The 20,045-nt window shown below is 67.0% G+C and carries 18 protein-coding genes and 2 pseudogenes; 14 read left to right on the forward strand and 6 right to left on the reverse strand.

All coding sequences use genetic code 11. The features are described 5' to 3' along the window. Nucleotides 1-34 precede the first annotated feature (34 nt). Entirely contained in the window at nucleotides 35-1,186 is a 1,152-nt protein-coding gene (locus ASG79_RS06820; RefSeq protein WP_056389609.1) for a sensor domain-containing diguanylate cyclase, read from the reverse strand. 111 nt (nucleotides 1,187-1,297) lie between these two features. Between ASG79_RS06820 and ASG79_RS06825 the strand changes: the two genes are divergently transcribed. From ASG79_RS06825 to ASG79_RS06865, 9 genes are all read left to right on the forward strand, one after another. Next, nucleotides 1,298-1,570, forward strand: a complete 273-nt coding sequence (locus ASG79_RS06825; RefSeq protein WP_321165675.1) for a zinc-ribbon domain-containing protein — start codon at nucleotides 1,298-1,300, stop codon at nucleotides 1,568-1,570. A 263-nt stretch (nucleotides 1,571-1,833) separates the two neighbouring features. Continuing rightward, nucleotides 1,834-3,015: a ribosome small subunit-dependent GTPase A gene (gene rsgA, locus ASG79_RS06830; RefSeq protein ID WP_056389614.1), complete on the forward strand. Its 1,182-nt coding sequence runs from the start codon at nucleotides 1,834-1,836 to the stop codon at nucleotides 3,013-3,015. Nucleotides 3,016-3,059: 44 nt separating this feature from the next. Next, nucleotides 3,060-3,770, forward strand: a complete 711-nt coding sequence (locus ASG79_RS06835) for an alpha/beta fold hydrolase (protein WP_056389617.1) — start codon at nucleotides 3,060-3,062, stop codon at nucleotides 3,768-3,770. Between the two features lie 47 nt (nucleotides 3,771-3,817). Continuing rightward, on the forward strand, nucleotides 3,818-4,921 hold the full coding sequence (locus ASG79_RS06840; RefSeq protein ID WP_056389620.1) for an agmatine/peptidylarginine deiminase: 1,104 nt from the start codon (nucleotides 3,818-3,820) through the stop codon (nucleotides 4,919-4,921). Next, complete coding sequence (locus tag ASG79_RS06845) at nucleotides 4,918-6,714, forward strand: amidase (RefSeq protein WP_200953151.1); 1,797 nt, start codon at nucleotides 4,918-4,920, stop codon at nucleotides 6,712-6,714. Before ASG79_RS06840 ends, ASG79_RS06845 begins: the two co-directional genes overlap by 4 nt. A 183-nt stretch (nucleotides 6,715-6,897) precedes the next feature. After that, nucleotides 6,898-7,806, forward strand: a complete 909-nt coding sequence (locus tag ASG79_RS06850; RefSeq protein ID WP_018770402.1) for a pentapeptide repeat-containing protein — start codon at nucleotides 6,898-6,900, stop codon at nucleotides 7,804-7,806. A 59-nt stretch (nucleotides 7,807-7,865) separates the two neighbouring features. Further along, nucleotides 7,866-9,116, forward strand: a complete 1,251-nt coding sequence (locus tag ASG79_RS06855; RefSeq protein WP_026265944.1) for a D-arabinono-1,4-lactone oxidase — start codon at nucleotides 7,866-7,868, stop codon at nucleotides 9,114-9,116. Between the two features lie 22 nt (nucleotides 9,117-9,138). After that, nucleotides 9,139-9,483, forward strand: a complete 345-nt coding sequence (locus ASG79_RS06860) for a hypothetical protein (protein ID WP_018770404.1) — start codon at nucleotides 9,139-9,141, stop codon at nucleotides 9,481-9,483. A gap of 117 nt (nucleotides 9,484-9,600) precedes the next feature. After that, nucleotides 9,601-10,761 (forward strand): Vms1/Ankzf1 family peptidyl-tRNA hydrolase, encoded by a 1,161-nt coding sequence (locus ASG79_RS06865; RefSeq protein ID WP_018770405.1) that lies wholly within the window; start codon nucleotides 9,601-9,603, stop codon nucleotides 10,759-10,761. A 119-nt stretch (nucleotides 10,762-10,880) separates the two neighbouring features. Here ASG79_RS06865 and ASG79_RS06870 read toward each other — a convergent pair whose 3' ends face one another. Next, nucleotides 10,881-11,420 carry a MarR family winged helix-turn-helix transcriptional regulator gene (locus tag ASG79_RS06870; RefSeq protein ID WP_018770406.1) on the reverse strand — a complete coding sequence of 180 codons (540 nt, stop codon included), beginning with the start codon at nucleotides 11,418-11,420 and terminating at the stop codon, nucleotides 10,881-10,883. Nucleotides 11,421-11,694: 274 nt separating this feature from the next. On the opposite strand from ASG79_RS06870, the pseudogene ASG79_RS06875 reads away from it, so the two are divergent. The 5 genes and pseudogenes from ASG79_RS06875 (at nucleotide 11,695) to ASG79_RS06895 (ending at nucleotide 15,934) form a co-directional block, all read left to right on the forward strand. Further along, nucleotides 11,695-12,664, forward strand: a pseudogene (locus tag ASG79_RS06875) (hypothetical protein). Beyond that, a partial coding sequence (locus ASG79_RS06880) for a phage holin family protein (RefSeq protein ID WP_235509756.1) occupies nucleotides 12,664-13,093 on the forward strand: 430 nt, incomplete at its 3' end. The pseudogene ASG79_RS06875 and the gene ASG79_RS06880, both read left to right, overlap by 1 nt. Before the next feature lie 97 nt (nucleotides 13,094-13,190). Further along, nucleotides 13,191-13,885: DUF3618 domain-containing protein (locus ASG79_RS06885; RefSeq protein ID WP_156400182.1), on the forward strand; the 695-nt coding region annotated here is incomplete at its 3' end. Between the two features lie 237 nt (nucleotides 13,886-14,122). Next, nucleotides 14,123-15,352, forward strand: a complete 1,230-nt coding sequence (locus ASG79_RS06890) for a YihY/virulence factor BrkB family protein (RefSeq protein ID WP_056389622.1) — start codon at nucleotides 14,123-14,125, stop codon at nucleotides 15,350-15,352. 324 nt (nucleotides 15,353-15,676) lie between these two features. Beyond that, entirely contained in the window at nucleotides 15,677-15,934 is a 258-nt protein-coding gene (locus ASG79_RS06895; protein ID WP_018772209.1) for a hypothetical protein, read from the forward strand. 99 nt (nucleotides 15,935-16,033) lie between these two features. On the opposite strand, the gene ASG79_RS06900 is transcribed toward ASG79_RS06895, so the two are convergent. The 4 genes and pseudogenes from ASG79_RS06900 to ASG79_RS06915 all read right to left on the reverse strand — a co-directional run bounded on the left by ASG79_RS06900 (nucleotide 16,034) and on the right by ASG79_RS06915 (nucleotide 20,014). Beyond that, nucleotides 16,034-16,810, reverse strand: coding sequence for a glycosyltransferase (locus tag ASG79_RS06900; protein WP_056389625.1), 777 nt, complete (start codon nucleotides 16,808-16,810; stop codon nucleotides 16,034-16,036). Next, a pseudogene (locus ASG79_RS06905) lies at nucleotides 16,807-18,187 on the reverse strand (PIG-L family deacetylase). Before ASG79_RS06905 ends, ASG79_RS06900 begins: the two are co-directional and overlap by 4 nt. Further along, on the reverse strand, nucleotides 18,181-19,269 hold the full coding sequence (locus ASG79_RS06910) for a hypothetical protein (protein ID WP_056389628.1): 1,089 nt from the start codon (nucleotides 19,267-19,269) through the stop codon (nucleotides 18,181-18,183). The pseudogene ASG79_RS06905 and the gene ASG79_RS06910 overlap by 7 nt, the downstream one beginning before the upstream one ends. Before the next feature lie 55 nt (nucleotides 19,270-19,324). After that, nucleotides 19,325-20,014, reverse strand: a complete 690-nt coding sequence (locus ASG79_RS06915) for an O-methyltransferase (protein ID WP_056389630.1) — start codon at nucleotides 20,012-20,014, stop codon at nucleotides 19,325-19,327. Between the last annotated feature and the right edge of the window lie 31 nt (nucleotides 20,015-20,045).

The raw sequence follows: 20,045 nt of genomic DNA on the forward strand, positions 1-20,045 counted from the left end.
CTGTCCGGAACCGTGCCGCTTTGTGGCAGTAAAGCTACCGCAGCCCGTCGCTGCGGGCGGCGCGGTTCCGGCCCAGCGATTTGGCCCGGTACAGGGCAGCATCCGCTGCGGCGATAAGTTGGTCAACATCGGAGGTCACGCCGTCGTAGGTGGAAATGCCGTAACTCGCGGTGGGCATCTCCATGCCGCCCGGCGTGTCCGCGCCGGCCATGCGCCTGCTGATCTCCTCGGCAATCGTCTCGGCCCGTTCGGCGCTTGCTCCGGGAACCAGGATGACGAACTCTTCCCCGCCGTACCTCCCCGTCAGATCTGTGGAGCGCACGGTGGTAGCGCAGGCGTCGGCGAAGGCCTGCAGCGCCAGGTCGCCGGCGGCATGCCCATAGGTGTCGTTGACAGTCTTGAAGTGGTCAAGGTCGGCAAGGATCAGGGCTCCCGAGCCGCCGGTGATGGTGCGGTCGGCCAACTGCTCGGTGGCCAGGTCCAGGAAGGCCTTGCGGTTCAGGAGCCCGGTGAGGTCGTCGCGGCTGGCCACCACGCGCAGGGCACGCGTCTGCTGTTCGGTGCTCAAGGCCGCCATGCTGAAGGACACCACCACCAGCAGGACCATGGTCACCAGGGTGGTGATGGCGGACCCAAAAACGGTGACGAAGACAGGCCCGTTCTGGCCCTCCACCAGGAACGCCAGCCACCGGAAGAAGTAGAAGACACTGAGCCCTCCGGCCGCCACAGCCATGGGGATCCGGACCCGCGAATACCCGGGCTCAAGGCGCCAGAGCTCACGGGACGCCAATCCGACGGTCAGGCTCATGGCGGCGAGGAACACCGTGCCGCCGGACCAGGTGTTGGTGGCGGGTTGGTCCAGCAGGGAGGCCACCAGGGTGACCAAGGGAATGCCGGTAAAGGCCCACCTGGGAGGCCGTACGGTCCGCAGGGAGCGCGCCCCGGCCCACACTGCAACGCCGCCGTGCACCAGCAGGGTGTTTCCCAGGGGGTTGGCCCACACCTGATGCACTGTGCCGTCAAACAGGAAGCAGCCTGATCCGGCCAGGAAGAACAGCAGGGCACCGCACCACCAGGCGCTGTATGGCGAACGCGTCAGCCGGTAGGCGGAAAAGTAGAAGAGAACCACCAGGACCAGGGCCATGAGGCCGAAAGCGATGCGCAGGGTCGCCGTGTCCAGAACCATGTGCCAGAAGTCCCCCCAGAAGGCCCGATGTTGCCCAGCACAGTATGGCATCCACGCACACCGTACAGAAGCGTCCGTACCCCTGAAGGACAGCCGTCAAACTCGCCTAGGGTGGCAGGTACCACCCAGGCAATGAAAGGCCCGCCCATGCTCCTCCTTTTCGGCTTCAAGACCGTCCACAAGGCCCTCCCGGGCCGGACGGCAACCTGCCAGCACTGCGGCGCCTTCGTCCACCATGCCCTGGACGAACAGGCCACCAAGTTCACACTGTTCTTCATCCCTGTCCTCACGGTGTCCCGGAAATACCTGATCACCTGCACCAACTGCGGCTACGCTTCGTCCATCAGCGGACGGCAGAAGCGGGCGCAGGAACTTCGGTGGTAGCACGCGGCAATCCCCTGCGGAAGATGCCAACCTCTAGCCTCCGGCGTTGGCGGCCGCTAAAGTGGGAGACGGTCCCGCCCCGCCGCTTCCGGCAGGAGGACGGGAAACCGCACAAGGGAATGGAGGTGGTTTTGATGACTGCAGTTGCCGCGCGCCCTGGGCGCCCCGCATCCATCACACCCACCATCCCTCCCGGCTGCCTTCGCGGTTCCTGACGCTGCGCGTCCACCCGCACTGCACCGGGGACAGCCCAAGGAACCACCGTGCATACTTCTTCAGGCAACCCCCTGGACACCACCAACACCACAGAAACAGACAGCGCTGCTGGCACTCGTCCGCTGCCCGGCCCCTCCGCATACGGCTACACGCCCGCCGTTGCCGGCTATTTCGATCAGCATCCCTGTCCGCCGGCAACTGAACGGGGCCGGGTGGTCCGCGTGGACCGCACCCTGCTGCTCGTCGCGGTCCATGACGGTCTCCTCCACCTGCCCTACCCGCTCTCGGGCGAGCCGGCCGTCACCGGAGACTGGGTCTGGATCGGCCCCAACCGGGGCGGCGACCGGCAAATCCTGGCCGTCCTCCCCCGCCGCTCGGAACTCAGCCGCAAACGTGCCTTCGAGGATTCGTCCGCCGCGCAGGTCCTGGCCGCGAACATGGACACCGTGGGCGTGGTGGTGCCCGTGGACCGGCCCCTCACACACAACCGGTTGGAACGCACCCTCGTCGCCGCATGGGATTCCGGCGCCACCCCCCTGGTGATCATCACCAAGGCGGACCTGGCCGAGGTGGCGGACGACGTCGTCGGAAAAGTTATCCTTCAGGCGGCGGGCGTGGAGGTGGTCACCACATCCGCCGAAAACGGCGACGGCATCGACGAACTGATGGCACGGATTCCGCCGGGCGGAACCATCGTGCTGCTGGGACCGTCCGGTGCCGGCAAATCCACCTTGATCAATGCCCTGGTGGGCCGCGACGTCCAGCAGACCGCCGAAGTGCGGTCCGGAGACTTCAAGGGCAAGCACACCACCACCGTCCGCGAGCTGGTCCCGCTGTCCAACGGGACGGTGCTGATGGACACTCCCGGCGTGCGCGGATTTGGCCTGTTCGATGCCGGGGACGGCCTGGACGGGATGTTCGGCGACGTCGAGGAACTGGCTGCCGGCTGCCGGTTCGCTGACTGCTCACACGGGAGCGAGCCTGGCTGCGCCGTCCGCGAAGCAATCGACACCGGCGTCCTGGCCGCGCGCCGCTGGAACTCGTATCTGAAGATGCAGCGGGAACTGGCGGCGCTGGCGCGCCGCTCCGATGTCGCCGCCCAGCGCGCCTACCACCGGGAGTGGCACCAGAAGGTGGTTTCGGCGGGGAAGTCGCAACGCTGGGCTGAGCGCGAGGCCTCCGAACGCGGAAGCCGGAACGGAGACAAGGACCGGAAGCGCAAGCGGTAGGAGAACGCCTATTCCGTGTCATGGGTGGGGAGTAGGGTTCGGTCATGGACATCATCCTGGTACCCGGTTTCTGGTTGGACGCCTCGTCATGGGAGGGGGTAACACCTGCCCTGGAAGCAGCCGGGCACCGCCCCCATCCCCTCACGCTTCCCGGCAAGGACTCGGTGGATGCCAGCCGCGCAGGCATCAGCCTGCAGGACCATATCAATGCGGTGGTGGAGGTCCTGGACGGGCTGCCGGGCAGGGTGGTCCTGGTGGGCCACTCCGGCGGCGGGGCAATCATTCACGGGGTAGTGGATGCGCGGCCGGACAGGGTGGAACGCGCCATCTACGTGGACAGCGGGCCGCTGGCTGACGGCAGCGTCATCAACGACCAGTTGCCTGCCCACGGGGACGATGTCCCGCTGCCGCCCTGGCAGAGTTTTGACGACGCCGAACTGGTGGACCTCAACGACCGGCTGCGCCAGTCATTCCGCGCCCGCGCCGTTCCCGAACCCCGCGGCGTGGCGTACGGCAGGCAGCGCCTGCATGACGGGCGCCGCTACGACGTTCCCGCCACCGTCATCTCGTGCGGGTTCCCCTCGGCCATGCTCCGGGAGTGGATCGCGGCAAACCATCCCTTCGTGGCGGAGCTGGCCAAGGTGCGGGACGTGGAATTCATCGACCTGCCCACCGGGCACTGGCCGCAGTTCACCAAACCGGACCAACTGGCCCAGGCCATCCTGTCGGCGGTGGACCGGACAGGCAGGGACTGAAACGAAATACTCTTGCGCGCTGCCAGTACGGTCCCCATAATAAATGAATGGCATTCATTTATTCGACCGCAGTCCGGGACAGCGCCGCCCCTGACCACGTATCCACCGGCGCCGCAGGCCACATGCCCGCAGAGTGGGAGGCCCACCAGCGCACATGGATGGCGTTTCCACCACCCAACGACACCTTCGGCCCCATCGGCAGCCCCACCCTTGACCGGGCCCGGGCCGCCTGGACCACGGTGGCCCAGACAATCGCCCGGCACGAGCCCGTGACGGTGGTGGCTGACCCCAGGGACGCCACGGCCGCACGGGAATGGCTCGGCAGCGGCATCGACGTCGTGGAGGTCCCGCTCGATGACGCCTGGCTGCGGGACAGCGGCCCCACGTTCGTGCACCAGCCCAACGGCGCACTGGCAGCCGTCGACTGGATCTTCAATGGATGGGGGGCCCAGGAGTGGGCGGCGTGGGCCAAGGACCAGGACGTTGCCCGGACTGTTGCAATAGGCACCGGAGTTCCCGTCTGGCCGAGCCCCTTGGTGAATGAGGGCGGCGGGTTCCATGTGGACGGCGAAGGGACCGTCCTGCTCACCGAAACGGTCCAATTGGATCCCCGCCGCAATCCCGGCGCCACCAAGGAATCGGTTGAAGCAGAAGTCCACGCCGCCCTGGGCACCACCAAAGCAATCTGGCTTCCACGCGGACTGACCCGGGATTACGACGAATTCGGCACCCGGGGACACGTGGACATCGTGGCAGCCTTCGCCGGCGCCGGCACCATCCTGCTGCACCGCCAGGACGATCCCGCCCACCCCGACCATGCCGTCTACCTGCAGCTGAAGGCCGTCCTCGCGGGCCAGCTGGATGCCAAGGGCCGGCCGCTGCGCATTATCGACGTCCCGGCACCCACGGTGTTGCGCGATGCTGATGGCTGGGTGGATTGGTCCTACATCAACCACTACGTCGGCAACGACGTGGTGGTGCTGTGCAGCTTTGACGATCCCAACGACACCATCGCCGCGGGGATCCTGGAACGCGCGTATCCGGGCAGGACCGTGGAACTGGTGGATGCCAGGGACATCTTCGCTTTCGGCGGCGGCATCCACTGCATCACGCAGCAGCAGCCGGCTGCCAAGGATGGAGGCACACTGTGAAGCTCGCCGAAACGCAGGTTCCGCTGCCGGTGGGGCAGACGTTCGACGTCGTGGAGGCCGGCATCGCACAGCTGCGCGCCGCCCTCGACTCCGGCCAGGTCACCAGCGAGGAACTGGTCCGTCTCTACCTTGACCGCATCGAGAAGTATGATTCGCACGGCATACGCCTCAACGCGCTCGTCGTGATGAACCCGGATGCAGTTGCCGAAGCACAGGCGTCAGACCGGCGCCGCGCTGCCGGCTTCACCCTGGGACCCCTCGACGGTATCCCCTACACGGCTAAGGACAGCTACCAGGTAAAGGGGCTTACCGTAGCCGCGGGCTCACCGGCCTTCAAGGACCTGGTGGCACAGCGGGATGCCTTCACCATCGAACGGCTGCGGGCAGGCGGGGCGGTCCTGATCGGGCTCACCAACATGCCGCCCATGGCCAACGGAGGTATGCAGCGCGGCGTATATGGCCGGGCAGAGAGCCCCTACAACGCGGAATACCTCACCGCCGCCTTCGCCTCCGGATCATCCAACGGCTCCGGTACCGCCACGGCCGCCAGCTTCGCGGCATTCGGCCTCGCCGAGGAAACCTGGTCCTCGGGGCGGGCACCGGCGTCGAACAATGCCCTGTGCGCCTACACACCCTCGCGCGGCATCATCTCCGTACGTGGCAACTGGCCCCTGGTACCCACCATGGACGTGGTGGTGCCGCACACCCGCACCATGGCGGACCTGCTGGAGGTCCTGGATGTGGTGGTGGCGGATGACGCCGAGGCCCGCGGGGATTTCTGGCGCGTCCAGCCGTGGATCCCGCTGCCCAAGGCATCCGCCGTCCGCCCGCCGTCGTACGTTGGCCTCGCGGTCCGGGACGCTTCGGCGGCCGCGGGCGTGCTTGCGGGACAAAGGCTTGGCATCCCCCGGATGTACATCAATGCCGATCCCACCGCCGGTACGGCCGAAGCACCTGGCATCGGCGGTCCCACGGGGCAACGGATCGAGACGCGCGGGTCCATCCTGGACCTCTGGAACGCGGCGCGGCGTGCTCTGGAAGCCGCGGGCGCGGAACTGGTGGAAGTGGACTTCCCCGTGGTGTCCAACTATGAGGGCGACCGGCCCGGTTCGCCCACCATCGCCACCCGCGGACTGGTGTCGCCGGAGTATCTGCGGCGGGAGATCGTGGACCTGTCGGCCTGGGCGTGGCATGACTTCCTCGACGCCAACGGCGACCCGCGGCTGAACCGCCTTGCCGACGTCGACGGTTCCGCGATCTTCCCCGCCCCCCAGGGCGCGCTGCCGGACCGCTACGACGGGTTCGACGACGACATCGCCGACTATCCTTCCTGGATCCGCGACAACGGGGTTCCCGTCCTGGCCGACATTCCGCACCTGCCCGAAGGCCTGGCGGGACTTGAGGAAACCCGCCGGGTGGACCTGGAGGAATGGATGGACCGGCTGGGACTGGATGCCGTGGTGTTCCCGGCGGCGGCCGACGTGGCACCTGCCGACGCGGATACCAATGAACGCTCGGCGGACATCGCCTGGCGCAATGGCGTCTGGGTGGCCAATGGAAACCTGGTACCCCGCCACCTCGGCATCCCCACTGTCACGGTTCCGATGGGCATCGCTGCGGATATCGCGATGCCCGTTGGCCTCACCATCGCCGGCCGCGCCTACAGTGACACCCACGTGCTGCGGCTGGCCGCGGCCTTCGAAGCCACCGGGAGCCGCCGCGTTCCACCGCCGCGCACCACGCCCACAGGAAAAGCCTCAGGAAAGGGCACGGTAAACACGAACAGCGACTGACCATTCCCGCCCGATGCGGATATTCTGGACGCAGTGATTCTCCTTCATTGCCTATGATGTCCAGCCGTCCGCAGTTCCCGTCATTCCCGGCAGGAACGGTGATTCCGCGTGCCACGGAGGGGAACCCCACCATGGGTTCCCCTCCGTCCCGCGCCCCTATCGGAACCACCCTCGGGAGCAATCATGAAACCCACCAACCCTCCTTCCGCCGCCACCCCCACCGGCCCGGCCACCCTCCGGCCTGACTGTTCGCAGTGCTTTGCCCTGTGCTGCACGGCTTTCGGGTTTACCCGCTCGGCCGACTTCGCCATCGACAAACCGCCCGCCACGCCATGCCCCAACCTGGCGCCGGACTTCTCCTGCACCATCCATGACCGGCTCCGGCCCCGCGGGTTTGCGGGCTGCACGGTTTTCGACTGCTTCGGCGCAGGCCAGGCAGTCAGCCAGCGGCTGTTCAGGGGCATCAGCTGGCGGGAAGACCCGGAATCGGCGCCGGACATGTTCGCCGCCTTTAAAGTCCTGCGCCAATTGCACGAAATGCTGTGGCTCCTGGCCCAGGCTGGGGCGAAAGCCTACGGCCCGGATACCGCGGAGGATGTCCGCCGCTTGCAGGCGAAGGTCAGGGCAGTTGCATCGGGCGCCCTTGAGGAGGTCCTCGCAGCCGACATCGCATCCCTGCACCTCCAGGTGGGCAGCGCACTCCGTGAGGTCAGTGAGGAGGTCCGCGCGGGCTACTTCGGCGCCGGCCCCTTCGGCGACGATCCGCGCCTGGTCCGCCTGGCGCCGGGCGCCGACCTCGCGGGAGCAAACCTGCGCGGCCTGCCGCTGTGCGCTGCGGACCTTCGCGGTGCCTGCCTGATCGCCGCGGACCTCCGGGGCGCCGACCTGACGGCAGCGGACCTCCTTGGTGCCGACCTGCGGGATGCAAAGCTCGACGACGCCGACCTCACCGGGGCGCTCTTCCTCACCCAGGCGCAAATCACCGCGGCCCACGGCAGCGCTTCCACCCTCCTCCCCGCCGGGCTTGAGCAGCCCGGGCACTGGCATGCTGCCGCTCCTGCGGCCCCCGCCCGTCCCGTGGAAGCGCCTTGACAGCGAAGATTGTTAGCGCTGACAGTTGGAGGAAACCGATGTCAAACGAAAGCCACCCGATGAAGAACTGGGCAGGAAACCTCGAATACTCCTCCGCGGACGTGCGGCGGCCGGAATCCGTAGCGGAGCTGGCGGACATCGTGGCGGACTCGCCGCGGGTCAAGGCCCTGGGCTCCCGGCACTCCTTTAACCGGGTGGGCGACACTGACGGCGTCCACATCCTCCTCGATGCCCTGCCGCAGCAGGTGGAACTGGATGCCGGGCGGGGAACCGTGCGGGTCAGCGGCGGGGTGAGCTACGGGGCACTGTGCCGGACCTTGGAGGAGTCCGGGGTTGCCATCCACAACCTGGCCTCGCTGCCGCACATTTCGGTAGCCGGTGCGGTCCAGACCGGCACGCACGGCTCCGGGGTGGACAACCCGTCCCTCGCCGGCGCCGTGGAATCCATCGACCTGGTGCGGGCCTCGGGCGAGCAGGTGACACTTACCCGGGCGGACGGCGATGAGTTCCTTGCCAGCGTGGTGGGCATCGGCGCCCTGGGCATCGTCACCGGACTGGAACTGGCGGTACGTCCCAGCTTCACAGTGCGCCAGCGTGTCCTGGAGGACCTTCCCTGGGACAACGCCCTGTCGGATTTCACCGCCATCGTCTCCAGCGCCTACAGCGTGAGCCTGTTTACGGACTACGCCGGCGACCGGATCAACCAGGTCTGGCTCAAAGCACTCGACGGGGAGCAACCACCCGCCAACCTGTTTGGTGCCACCGCCGCCCTCCGTCCCCGGCACCCGCTGCCGGACATGTCCGCCGAGAATTGCACTGCACAGCTGGACGAACCCGGGCCTTGGCTGGACCGGCTGCCGCACTTCCGGCACGAGTTCACTCCCAGCAACGGGGACGAACTGCAAAGCGAATTCATCCTTCCCCTGGAGCACGCCCCCGCCGCCCTCCAGGCAGTCCGCGGGCTGGCCGGCCAACTTGCACCCCTGCTCTTCGTCTCGGAGATCCGCACCGGAGCCGCCGACGAGTTCTGGCTCAGCCCTTTCTACCGCCAGCAGAGCGTTGCCCTGCACTTCACCTGGAAACCGCTGCAGCCGGAGGTGGAAGCCTTCCTCCCACTCCTGGAAGACGCCCTCCGGCCCTTCGGGGCGCGCCCGCACTGGGGCAAACTGTTCACCGCGGACGCCCATGACTGGGAAAAGCTGTACCCGCGCTTCGCCGACTTCCGTTCCTTTGCCGCCGGGCACGACCCGGAGGGCAAGTTCCGGAACGGACTCCTGGACAGCATCCTCGGCGTCCCGGCCCGCCGGTAGGCACCGCCGGTACGCTTGAGGCATGACCTTCCGCGCCGCCGTCGTTACTGCCGCCTCCCTGTCCACCGCCCTGTTGCTGCTGACCGGATGTGGCGGGGTGGAGGAGGCTGCGGGCAATGCCGCCAGCGATGCCGCATCCAAAGTTGCCTCCGCCGCCGCACAGGAAGTCAACCGGCAAATCTGCGCGGTGGTGCAGGACGGCCTGGTCAGCGTGGAGGACCGACAGGCGCTGGCCGGGCTCGTCTCGGCGGCACGCACGGCAGGGGTACCGGCGGAAATTACGACGCCGTTGGGCCAGATCGCCGAAGCCGGAGACCAGGTGCCGGCAGACTCAGTCCGGGCCTTGAAGGACGCCTGCCAGGCCTGACGGACGGGCTGACTGTCGGGGGGCCGGAAGACCCTTCAGCCGCCTCTTCCCCGGTGCTAGCGTGAAGTGACGAACCAATAAGCCTGTGACACCACGTCACGCGCGAAGGAGATCGTCATGGCAGAACGCGGCAATACCACCCACGGTTCCGGCCTGAAGGCATACGCGGACCTGTACCGCCTGCCCGGCCCCTGGTGCACAGCCTACGTGGATGCCGGAACCGGAACAGTGGACAGCCTGGAAGCCGGCGACGTCCGGGCCGGAAACACCCGCGCCCAGCTCGAGGCCCAGGGAGCAACGTCCGCTGACATCGACGCCATGGAACAGGCCCTCACGCCCGCAACGGGGATGCCCTCCCCCGTGTCCAGGTTCGTGCTGGTCCACGGCGGGAAAGCCGAACTCAACGAGGTGCTCCCGGGCCGGCTGGTCCTGCCGGAGAGGATGGTCGTCGAGCCCGTCCCGGACCTGCTCCCGCTGCTGAAACACCAGCCCGAAGAGTTTCCGTACGTTGTGGCCGAGGTCAGCCGCGAACATGGGGAAATCCGGTTGTACCGTGCCGGGGCGGGTGCCCCTGCCAGCGTCCGGGAGGTGGAGGGCGAGTCCGAACACATTCACAAATTCCATGGCGGCGGCTGGTCGGAGCTGCGGTTCCAGCACCACACCGAGGACGTGTGGCGCCGGAACGCCGACGAAGTGGCGGGCGAAATAGACAGGGTGGCCAGTGCGGGCGGCGCCCGGCTGATTGTTCTCGCCGGCGATATCCGCGCCCGCGGGCTGGTCAGGGAAAACCTCTCCGAGGCCGGCAGGGCACTGTTGTCGGAGGTCGATTCCCACACGCACACTGCCGGGGCGGACAGCGCCAACCTGGAGGACCAGGTCAGCCAGCGGGTGGCGGAGGTCTGGGCTGAAGAACAGCAGGCGGTCATGGACAGGCTGGCAGTCCAGGAGGGCCAGGCAAATCCGGAAGCGGCCCACGGGGCGGGAGCTGTAGTCCACGCGCTCCAGCAGGGACAGGTTGAGGTCCTGATCCTTGATGACGCCGCCCTGTCCCGGCGGACCATGCTGGCCTTGGATGCCGAACCGTGGATCGCCACGGCCAAAGAGGAAGCCCTGGCGGCAGGAATACTTGGCGAAGTTCCGGCCCCTGCCGCCCTGTTGCGGGCAGCTGCCCTGACTGACGCCCGCGTTCTCCTGGTCCCTGGACCTGTCCTGCCGGAGGGCGTGGATGTGGCGGCACTGCTCCGCTGGTCCCCGGGCCCGGGCGTCCCGTCGTCGTAATCAGCCTATGCAGCCCACCTGGTGCAAGGGGGACTGCTGGTGGAGGAACGGGAAGCCGAAGGTTGGACAAAAACAGTGGCCGGTCCGAAAGGTCCGGCCACTGCTTTTTAGACTTCCCGTCAATTCTGGCGGGGCTGGTCCCATCCCCGCAGGCCGCCTGCACGCCCGGCCTGCGGCCGGTGACCGTGCGCGGCCCGGTGTTCGGGAGGGGCAAACGGAACCACGCCGGTGTCGTGGCTGAGCGGTGCGGCGCGGACAAACTTTGTCAGCTCCTCGCGGAGTGCCTTCCATGCGATGTCCGGATCGTCAGGATAGGCCTTGACCTCTGCCTCCCGCGCCGCTTCAACGGCGGCAACACCGGCATCGGTGAGTTCCACTTTCAGCTGCCTTCGGTCTGTGGCATGGCGCATCCTGGTGATGAGTCCTGTGGATTCAAGCCGGGTCAGGACACGGCCCAACGTCTGGCTTTGGACCCTGATCGCGTCGGCAAGCTGTTCCTGGTTCAGTGGGCCCCCCATCAGGCCTTCCAATGCAATAACAGCGGCACGGGTAAGGCCAAGGGGGGCCAGTGCATCGTCCTGCCGCCGCTGGATCAGCCGTGCCGCCAGAGTGATCAGGCGGTAGCTGCTCCGGGCGTCCGGATCGAGATTGCTGGTCATCGGCCGCAGCCTTCCTGTAGGTGGCGAAAGTGCTGGTCACCATGCGTCGCTACACCCCTACAATAAGCATGCTTAGCAACACATTCGCAAGTAGGCTTACTAACCGCCCACCTTCACGCCCTTGCATAGGCGCAGCCATTGGAAGCCGAACACCATTACCCCTTGCAATCGAAATGGGAAGTGTGCTTAGTATCTAATTAGTAACCTTGCTTACTAAGTTGCCAGCACTGCTGGTTCTTGTTCGCCAGCTAACCCTTTCTGAAAGAGAGCGATGATGACAGAGAACCAATGGCCCCAGACTCCACATACCCCCGCCGCCCCCGGTGTTGCCGATCCGTACGGCGCAACGGAAACAGCGCCCCAGCATGACTCTTACACGGGGGTTTCAACCGATTCCTCCAAGTCGCAGGCAGCCAAGGAAGAGGCTTCCAACGTTGCTGGTGAAGCCGCATCAGCCGCCCAGAATGTAGCGGAGACCGCCAAGGGCGAGGCCGCGAATGTGGCCCACGAGGGGTGAAGCCGCATCAGCCGCCCAGAATGTAGCGGAGACCGCCAAGGGCGAGGCCGCGAATGTGGCCCACGAGGCCAAGCTCAATGCCCAGGACCTGCTCCACCAGGCCAAGTCGGGCCTGACCACCCAGGCCGGCACGCAGCAGCAGAAGGCCGCCGAGGGCATCCGCAACATTTCCAGCCAGCTGCACAGCATGGCCAGCGCCCCGGACCAGCAGGGCATGGCCAACGACCTTGTCCGGCAGGCAGCCGAGCGGACCTCCTCCATCGCGTCCTGGCTGGAGAACCGGGAACCCGGCGACCTCCTGACCGAGGTCCAGCGGTACGCCCGCAACAATCCCGGCACGTTCCTGCTCCTCGCCGCCGGTGCCGGTGTCCTTGCCGGACGCCTCACCCGCGGCCTCACCGCAGGCGCCCCCGACTCGCAGGGGCAGGTCCAGGCTTCGGGCCAGCACCGCGCGGCGCAGACACCCCCGGCAGTGCAGTCACCGGTAGCGCCGCTGCGGCAGGAGACCGTGTACGCCGCCGGTAACGATGACCTCTTCAATGAGCCCACCGTCACAGGCGCAACCCCGGTATCCACCAGCACGCTTCCCTCGGGTACCGCGGAGGAAACCCCGCTCCGGTTCGACGACGACCCCTACCGGGCCGAAAACGGCGTGTACACCGGTGACGAGGCGTTCGGCACCGAGGGAACCTCCGGGACTGGCCGCCGCGGCACGGGTGGCCTGTAATGAGTAGCCAGATTCCGGAAATGCCGCCGAGTGCGGCGCATGTGAAAGCTGACAACGCGTCCCTGGGCGAGCTGCTGGGCGACGTAACCCGGGACCTGTCCACCCTGATGCGCCAGGAAGTRGAACTGGCCAAGGCCGAACTCAAACAATCCACCTCCCGCGCRGGGAAAGGCGCCGGCATGCTCGCCGGCGCCGGCGTCGGCGGACACTTCGTCCTGCTCTTCCTCTCCCTGGCCCTGRTGTGGGCCCTGGGCGCCATCATGCCCCTGGGCTGGTCCGCACTGATCGTCGCCGTCATCTGGGCCATCATCGCCGCCGTCCTGGCCTCCATCGGCCGCAAGGAACTCAAGCAGATCAAAGGCCTGCCCCAAACCGGGGAAACCCTCTCAGAAATTCCCCCAACCCTAAAACCAGGTGAGGTAAACCGATNCGGCCGCAAGGAACTCAAGCAGATCAAAGGCCTGCCCCAAACCGGGGAAACCCTCTCAGAAATTCCCCCAACCCTAAAACCAGGTGAGGTAAACCGATGAGCGAAAACCCTGACGTCATCCGCGCAGACATAGAAGCCACCCGGGCACGCCTGGGCACCAACGTGGACGCCGTGGCAGACAAGGTCACCCCGTCCAACATCGTCCACCGCCAAACCGACAAGGTCAAAGACGCCGTCACCGGCGTCAAGGAGAAAATCATGGGCGCCGCAGACAACGCCACCACCAGGGTCCACGACACCACCGCCACCGGCGCCGGRCACACCACCAACGCCATGCACACCGCCGGCGACAGCCTCCACCAGGCAGGCGACACCGTCTCGRCMAAACTCAGCGACGCCGGCCACGCCGTCTCCGCCGCCCCGGACCAGGTCAAAGCCAAAACCGCCGGCAACCCRCTCGCCGCCGGCCTGATCGCCTTCGGCGCCGGRCTCCTGGTCTCCTCCCTGATCCCGGCAAGCCAGAAGGAACGCGAAGCCGCGGACCAGCTCAAAACCGCAGCCCAGCCCCTGGCAACCCAGGTCACCGACGCCGCCAAAACCRTGGCCCAGGACCTCAAGGAACCAGCCCAGGAAGCCATGGAAAACGTCAAGGCCACCGCCACCGACGCCGCCCAAAACGTCAAACTCGAAGGCCAACAAGCCGCCACCGACGTCAAAGACCGCGCTACCGACGCCAAAGACCACGTGCTGGTCATGGTGCCCGTTGTCTACGGGATCAAGGCAGTTGCCACNCAGGAAGCCATGGAAAACGTCAAGGCCACCGCCACCGACGCCGCCCAAAACGTCAAACTCGAAGGCCAACAAGCCGCCACCGACGTCAAAGACCGCGCCACCGACGCCAAAGACCACGTCCAAAACACCTGATCAGTCCAGCACCGCACCGTAAGGCAATAGTTTCGTTCGGCAGGCCGGCACCGCCACTCCGCGGGCCGGCCTGTTCGTTTCGCCCCTGATTGAGAGGACACCCCATGGCCACTCACGACGATTCCGAGACCAGTACCGCCAAGGCGGGCCAGGCTCCGGATCCAAACGACGCAAGGAAACCCACCAGCCCGAGGGACCTGGACAAACCGTCCTGGAAATACATCACCAGGAAGACCCTCCGGGAGTTCAGCAAGGACCAGTGCCCCGACCTGGCAGCAGCCCTGACCTACTACGCGGTCCTGTCGCTGTTCCCCGCCCTGCTGGCACTGGTCTCACTTCTTGGCCTCTTTGGCGATCCCCAGAAGACCACTAATGCCTTGCTGGAAATCGTGCGCGGCTTCGCTCCTGCCGAGACCGTCAATACGATCAGCGGTCCCGTCTCGGAACTGACGAGTGCCCCGGCGGCCGGGCTCACCCTGGTGATCGGCCTTGCCACCGCCCTGTGGTCGGCATCCGGCTATGTTGGCGCCTTTGGGCGGGCGATGAACCGGGTTTACGAGGTGGATGAAGGGCGCGCCTTCGTGAAGCTCCGCGGCACCATGCTGGCCGTCACCCTCCTGGCCGTGGTCATCGTGGCACTGTTGGCCGGCATGCTGGTCCTCAGCGGGCCGGTCTCCGAGGCCGTGGGCGGGCTCATCGGCCTCAGCGGCCCGTTCCTCATGGTCTGGAACATCGCCAAGTGGCCCGTCATGATCGTCCTGATCATCGCCATCATTGCTGTCCTCTACTACGCCACGCCCAACGTCAAGCAGCCCAAGTTCCGCTGGATGAGCATGGGCTCCGGAATCGCGCTGGTCGTGTTCCTGATCGCCTCGCTGGGCTTCGGCTTCTACGTGGGTAACTTCGGCAACTACAACAAGACCTACGGCGCCTTGGGCAGCGTGATCATCATGCTGCTCTGGCTCTGGATCCTGAACATGTCCCTGCTCTTCGGTGCTGAGTTCGACGCCGAAGTCGAGCGGGGGCGCCAGCTCCAGGCCGGCATCAAGGCGGAGGAGACCATCCAGTTGCCCCCGCGGGATACCAAAAAGAGCGAAAAGATGCAGCAGCAGATCGAGGAAGACATCAAGCACGGCCGCGAACTCCGGGAGAAGTACTCCTCGGAGAACGGCGGTAACGGCTCCGCCGACAGGCAGGACGGGCAGCCTGCCGGCAATGGCCAGGACGGCGGCCACCACGGTGAGCGGCACCGCGACAGGGTCCGCGAGAAGGTACAGCACCGCGCTGGCAACGGGGAGTCCGACGACGGCGGCCGGCCAAGCGGGAAGGCGTAGCGGGCGCGCTCCGGCTACCGGAAGAGGGACTAGGCAGGACCTTCAAGATGGAGGAAAATTCATCTTGGAGGTCCTGTTGAGGTTTCCCGGGTGGCATGCGGCCCGGGGCAATGCGGGGCCGGCGGTGAGATGGCCTCTTCTGAGACCGAGGCCAGTCCCCCCAGTCGCCGTCGGCCCCCTCAGCCTCCCCCCGGCGGTCAGGCCCTGACTGGACAAAGCGCAGTGAACTGCAATACTTTCTTGAATACCTCGCCGGGATCCTTTGGAGACCGGCAGGTCCGCTGAAGCAGACGGCGGCACCACGGTCAACCCTTATGAGCGGACATGCCTGCTACCCATTTTGAACAGTTTCTTTCCGAAGCAGTTGTCGCGGACAGGGAGCCAGGCCTGGGCCTGGGACGCGACGAGCTGTACGGCCTCTACACCAGCTGGTGCCTCCTGCACAAAGCTGAACTGCAGCCGCCGGCTGCGCTTTGGGAAGCCATGCACGATGCCGGGATCAACCCGGACAGCAACAACCTTTCCATGACCGGACCCGCCGCGGCGGACTACATCGTAGCCAGCGCTCCGGACTTGGTATAAGGCCTGCACGCGGAACCTGCGTCCGCACCGTAAAGGGCTGTTGCCGGAAGGCAGCAGCCCTTTCTGCATCCCATGCTGCCCCGCCGTTGAGGGTCCCGGCTATGGCTGGGCGAGTGCCAGGAGGTAGGCGGCAAACCCCCGCGGCGCCCGCCCCACAGTCCTTCCGGAGGTGAGAACCCGGGTTGTGTCCGTGGCAACCATGCTCGCCCCGCTGCCGCGAAGCCGGTCCACCAGAGCCCGGTCCTCATCGAAATCAACCCCGGGAAACCCGCCTGCCGCAAGGTAGGACGAGGCACGCACCCCAAGGTTGGCACCGTACACGTGGGGGTGGTTCTCCGTTGGAACATGCCGGGCATGCCATCGGGCAGCGAGGTGGTGGGGCATGCCGTGGCCATCAGGCTCCACAGATCCAAGGACGACGTCGGCGCCCCCGGCGGCCAATTCCAGTTGGCGCACCAGCCAGTTTTCCGGAACGCAGGAATCGGCATCCGTGTTGGCCAGCCAAACGTGCCGCAGCGAAGAACCTGCCGTGGATCCACCCGCAAGAGAACGCCTGGTTGCGTTCTCCAGCGCGGCTTCGGCCCCTGCCTGCCTGCTCTTGCCCACGCTCCGGAAGTCCACCGGCAGGACCATGTACCGCGGGTCCTCAGCAGCGAAGACCGCCGCCACCGCAGCGGAGCCATCCGTGCAGCTGTCCAGGACAACCACCACCTGCACGCGTACGCCGGTAAGGTCCGACTCGGCTTGGTCTGCCGCGTCACGGGCTGCGGTCAGCGCACGCTTAAGGTGTTGCTCCTCGTTGTGCGCGGGAATCACCACCGCAACCTGCCGGATGCTGTTGGCAGCGCTGCTTCCCCCTGAAGCCGTGACCGTCATGCCGACGCTTTGTGGCCGGGGGCCACCATGAGTTCCAATACGAAGTCCCGTTCCTGGTACAGTCCTGCGGTCCGCCAGCCCAGACGCTGCCGGGCCATCGCGTGGACGGTGTCGCCGTCGAGTTCCCAGCCTGCAATGGGATGCCGCCAGTGGCACAGGAGCAGGGTTCCGCCCGGGTTCAGGGACGCTTCGATCCGGTCCCACAGTTGGCCCAGCTCACCCGCGGACAGGTAGTAACCAACCTCCGAAACCACCACAAGGTCAAAAGTTCCGCCCGGCCATGCCCCGGGGACGACGCAGTGTTCAACCCGGACCCCGGGGCAGCCTGCAAGGTGCTGCCTGGCCCGGTGGACCGCGGTTCCACTGGCATCCACCGCCAACATCTTGCGGCACCGGGCAGCCAACCCGGCTGTCAACGTCCCGATGGAGCAGCCCACTTCCAGGCCGCTTTCATAGGATTCCTCCGGGAGGGCAGCAAGGGTGAGCGCCCGCTTGCGCCGCTCGTACCAGCTCCCGGTGTAGTTCCAGGGATCCGTGGAGCCACCATGCACGCCGTCGAAGACCAGTTCCGCGTCATCGCTTGAATGCGCCTGCGCGGATGCAGTGGGCGCCGGCGTCCAGGCGAAGACCTCAAAGGGGCGTGAGAAGTGCGCCAGGAAGTGCCCGCTGAGGAGTGTTTCGTCGCCGGGAAGCGGAGACAGGGGCTGCACCTGTGTTGCGTGCTCCGCCATGGCCCGTCTTTTAGCCGCCCGGGCCGGTTCATCCAGGTGGAATCGCAGCCATGACCGCCATTCCGGCACCTGGGGTGCGGCCCAGGTGCCAAAACCAGATGGGGTATTCCAGCAGCGCGTGGCCGTCCTGCCGCGCAACTTCTGCCGCCGCCGCACCGAGCGCATCGTGGTCACCATGCCCGTCGGCCCGGTACGGTGCCACGAGGGCCAGCCGGTCGGGATCACCGGGAAGCCGGCGGGCGGCCTCCCGGACAGCCTTGGCGATGGTTTCGGCATGCTCTCCAAGTCCGCGGTCCGGCAGCCCGAGGAATGCCCAGCGGTCCGCCAGGCCCAGTGCGGCCAGGGCCGCTGAGAATTCAGCCAGCCGGGTGTGGGCCAGCTGTTCCGGGGAGGTGGTGGGCGAATCCGGGTGTGACCCCTCCCCTGCCGTGCACAGCAGGACGTCCACCTCGGCTCCCAGCGCCGCCAGGGACGCCATCAGCCCACCGGCCCCCAGTGTCTCGTCATCCGGATGCGCCGCCAGGACCACGAAGCGCATGCCGGCCAGTTCGGCGGGGTCAAGCGGCAGCTCGGGTGCTGCGTCCAGGCCGCTCACGGCCCAGGCGGCCTCGCCAGTTCCCTGGTCAGCGTGCGAAAAGGTCACCACGGGCAGTCTCCCTTGAGCGCAAGCCGGCCCAATTGGGCATCATCCCGTGCCCCGTGATGCTGCCGGACGTAGAGTGCCAGGTCGGCCATCCTCTTGGCGTACGGCCCGTCAAAGGCAAGCGGACCTGGACCCCGGTTGGAAGCCACCAGGGAAAGGACGCGTTCGACGGCGGCCGCAACAGTTCCGCGGACCCGCTGCGCTTCGCTCCACGCGCTGTGGTTGCCGGCGGAGCCGAGGGTGCCGGCATCGATGCCCGCTGCGGTCCGGGCAAGATACTGCAGGGCAGCCGAGAGCGTGCGGTCCACCTCTCCGAGCGCCGCAAGTGCCACCTGGTCGGGCTCCCGCCCCGCTTCGGCCCCTGCCAGCAAGCCGTTGCGGAAGTCCCGTGCCACGCCCACTGCTCCCCCCAGCCAGCAGGCAGCCACGCCTATCCCGCCCCAGGCGAAGCCAGGCCGGCTGTGGTACCAGCCGGTACCACCCAGGGGGCTCGCCGGGACCTGGTCGAAGTGAACTGTTCCGCTGGGGATTTCCTGGAGCCCGCGCGCGATCCACTCCGGTTCCTCACATGCCACGCCGGGATGGCGAAGATTGACCGCGAAGGCCGCCCTGCCGCCGTCGTCCGTGTGGGCGGTGACCACCGCGCAGTCCAGGGCCGCGGCGAGGGAACACCACGGCTTGGACCCGCTGAGGGTGGTGCCGGCACCTGCGGAATGCGCTTCGAGCCGGGCACCCGGCGCCTCTGCGGCGAAGACGCCCCATGCGGCATCCCTGCTCCCGTCCGGAAGCGGGTGTCCGGGCTCAGCTGCGTGGGCAGCCTGGGCAAGAATGGCGACGGCGTCGAGGTGCGGCTCAAGCACCCGGGCCGCGGCCACATCGGTGGCAGCCACGGAAGCCAGGAGCTCCCACAACACGGCGGTCCGCCCCTCACCGGGCCGCGGCCACGTCCGCCCGGCCTCGACGGCAAGGGCCAGCAGGGCAGGGACGTCACCCGTTGCGGCGCCGACGGATTCGACCAGCGGAACCCATGGCGAAAAATCTGCGGGCGTGGAGTCCAGGAGTACAGGAGCAGGTGCCGCGTGCAAAAAGCCCTCCCTCTACGATGCCCGGCACTGCGCCGGACGCATCTCCACAGCTTACTTACTGTTTTTGCGGGAGGATGCGCGCCAGCGCGAACCCGTCCCACCCCTTGGAACCCACCGTCTGGATGACAGTGGCGTCCAGGCGCGGGTGGTTGCCGAGCAGCCGGAGTGCGTCGATGATTCCTGGCGCGTTCACCGGGTCCATGTCCGGGTCCAGGACGGCCCCTTCCCAGATCGTGTTGTCCAGGACCACCACCGCACCCGGCCTGCCCAGCTTGACGGCCCAGTCGAGGTAGCGGCTGTTGTTTTGCTTATCGGCGTCGATGAAGATGAAGTCGAACGGCTCCCTGTCCTCTTCCTCGAGGGCAGCCAGGGTTTCCAGCGCGGGGCCCAGCCGGATTTCCACCCTTTCACCCAGGCCGGCGGCGTCGATGTTGGCCCACGCCACTTCTGCATGCTGCGGCAGGTATTCGCAGGTGACGAGCTTGCCGTGGTGGGGAAGGCCGCGGCCCATCCAGATGGTGCTGTAACCCGCCAGGGTCCCGATCTCCAGGATGCGGTGGGCGCCGGACAACTGGACCAGGAGCTTCAGGAGCTTCCCGGCGTTTGGCGCCACCTCAATGGCCGGCATGCCGGCGTCAGCCGCAGTGCGGATGGCCTGCTGGACCGCCTCGTCCGGATGCACCACGGTGCGGGACAGGAACTCCTCGGTGGCAATCCATTCCGGCCGGGGTTTGTGCTCGAACATGGGCACAGTTTGGCACGCGGCGTTCCGACGG

This window comes from Arthrobacter sp. Soil761 (genome assembly GCF_001428325.1).
GTDB lineage: Bacteria > Actinomycetota > Actinomycetes > Actinomycetales > Micrococcaceae > Arthrobacter.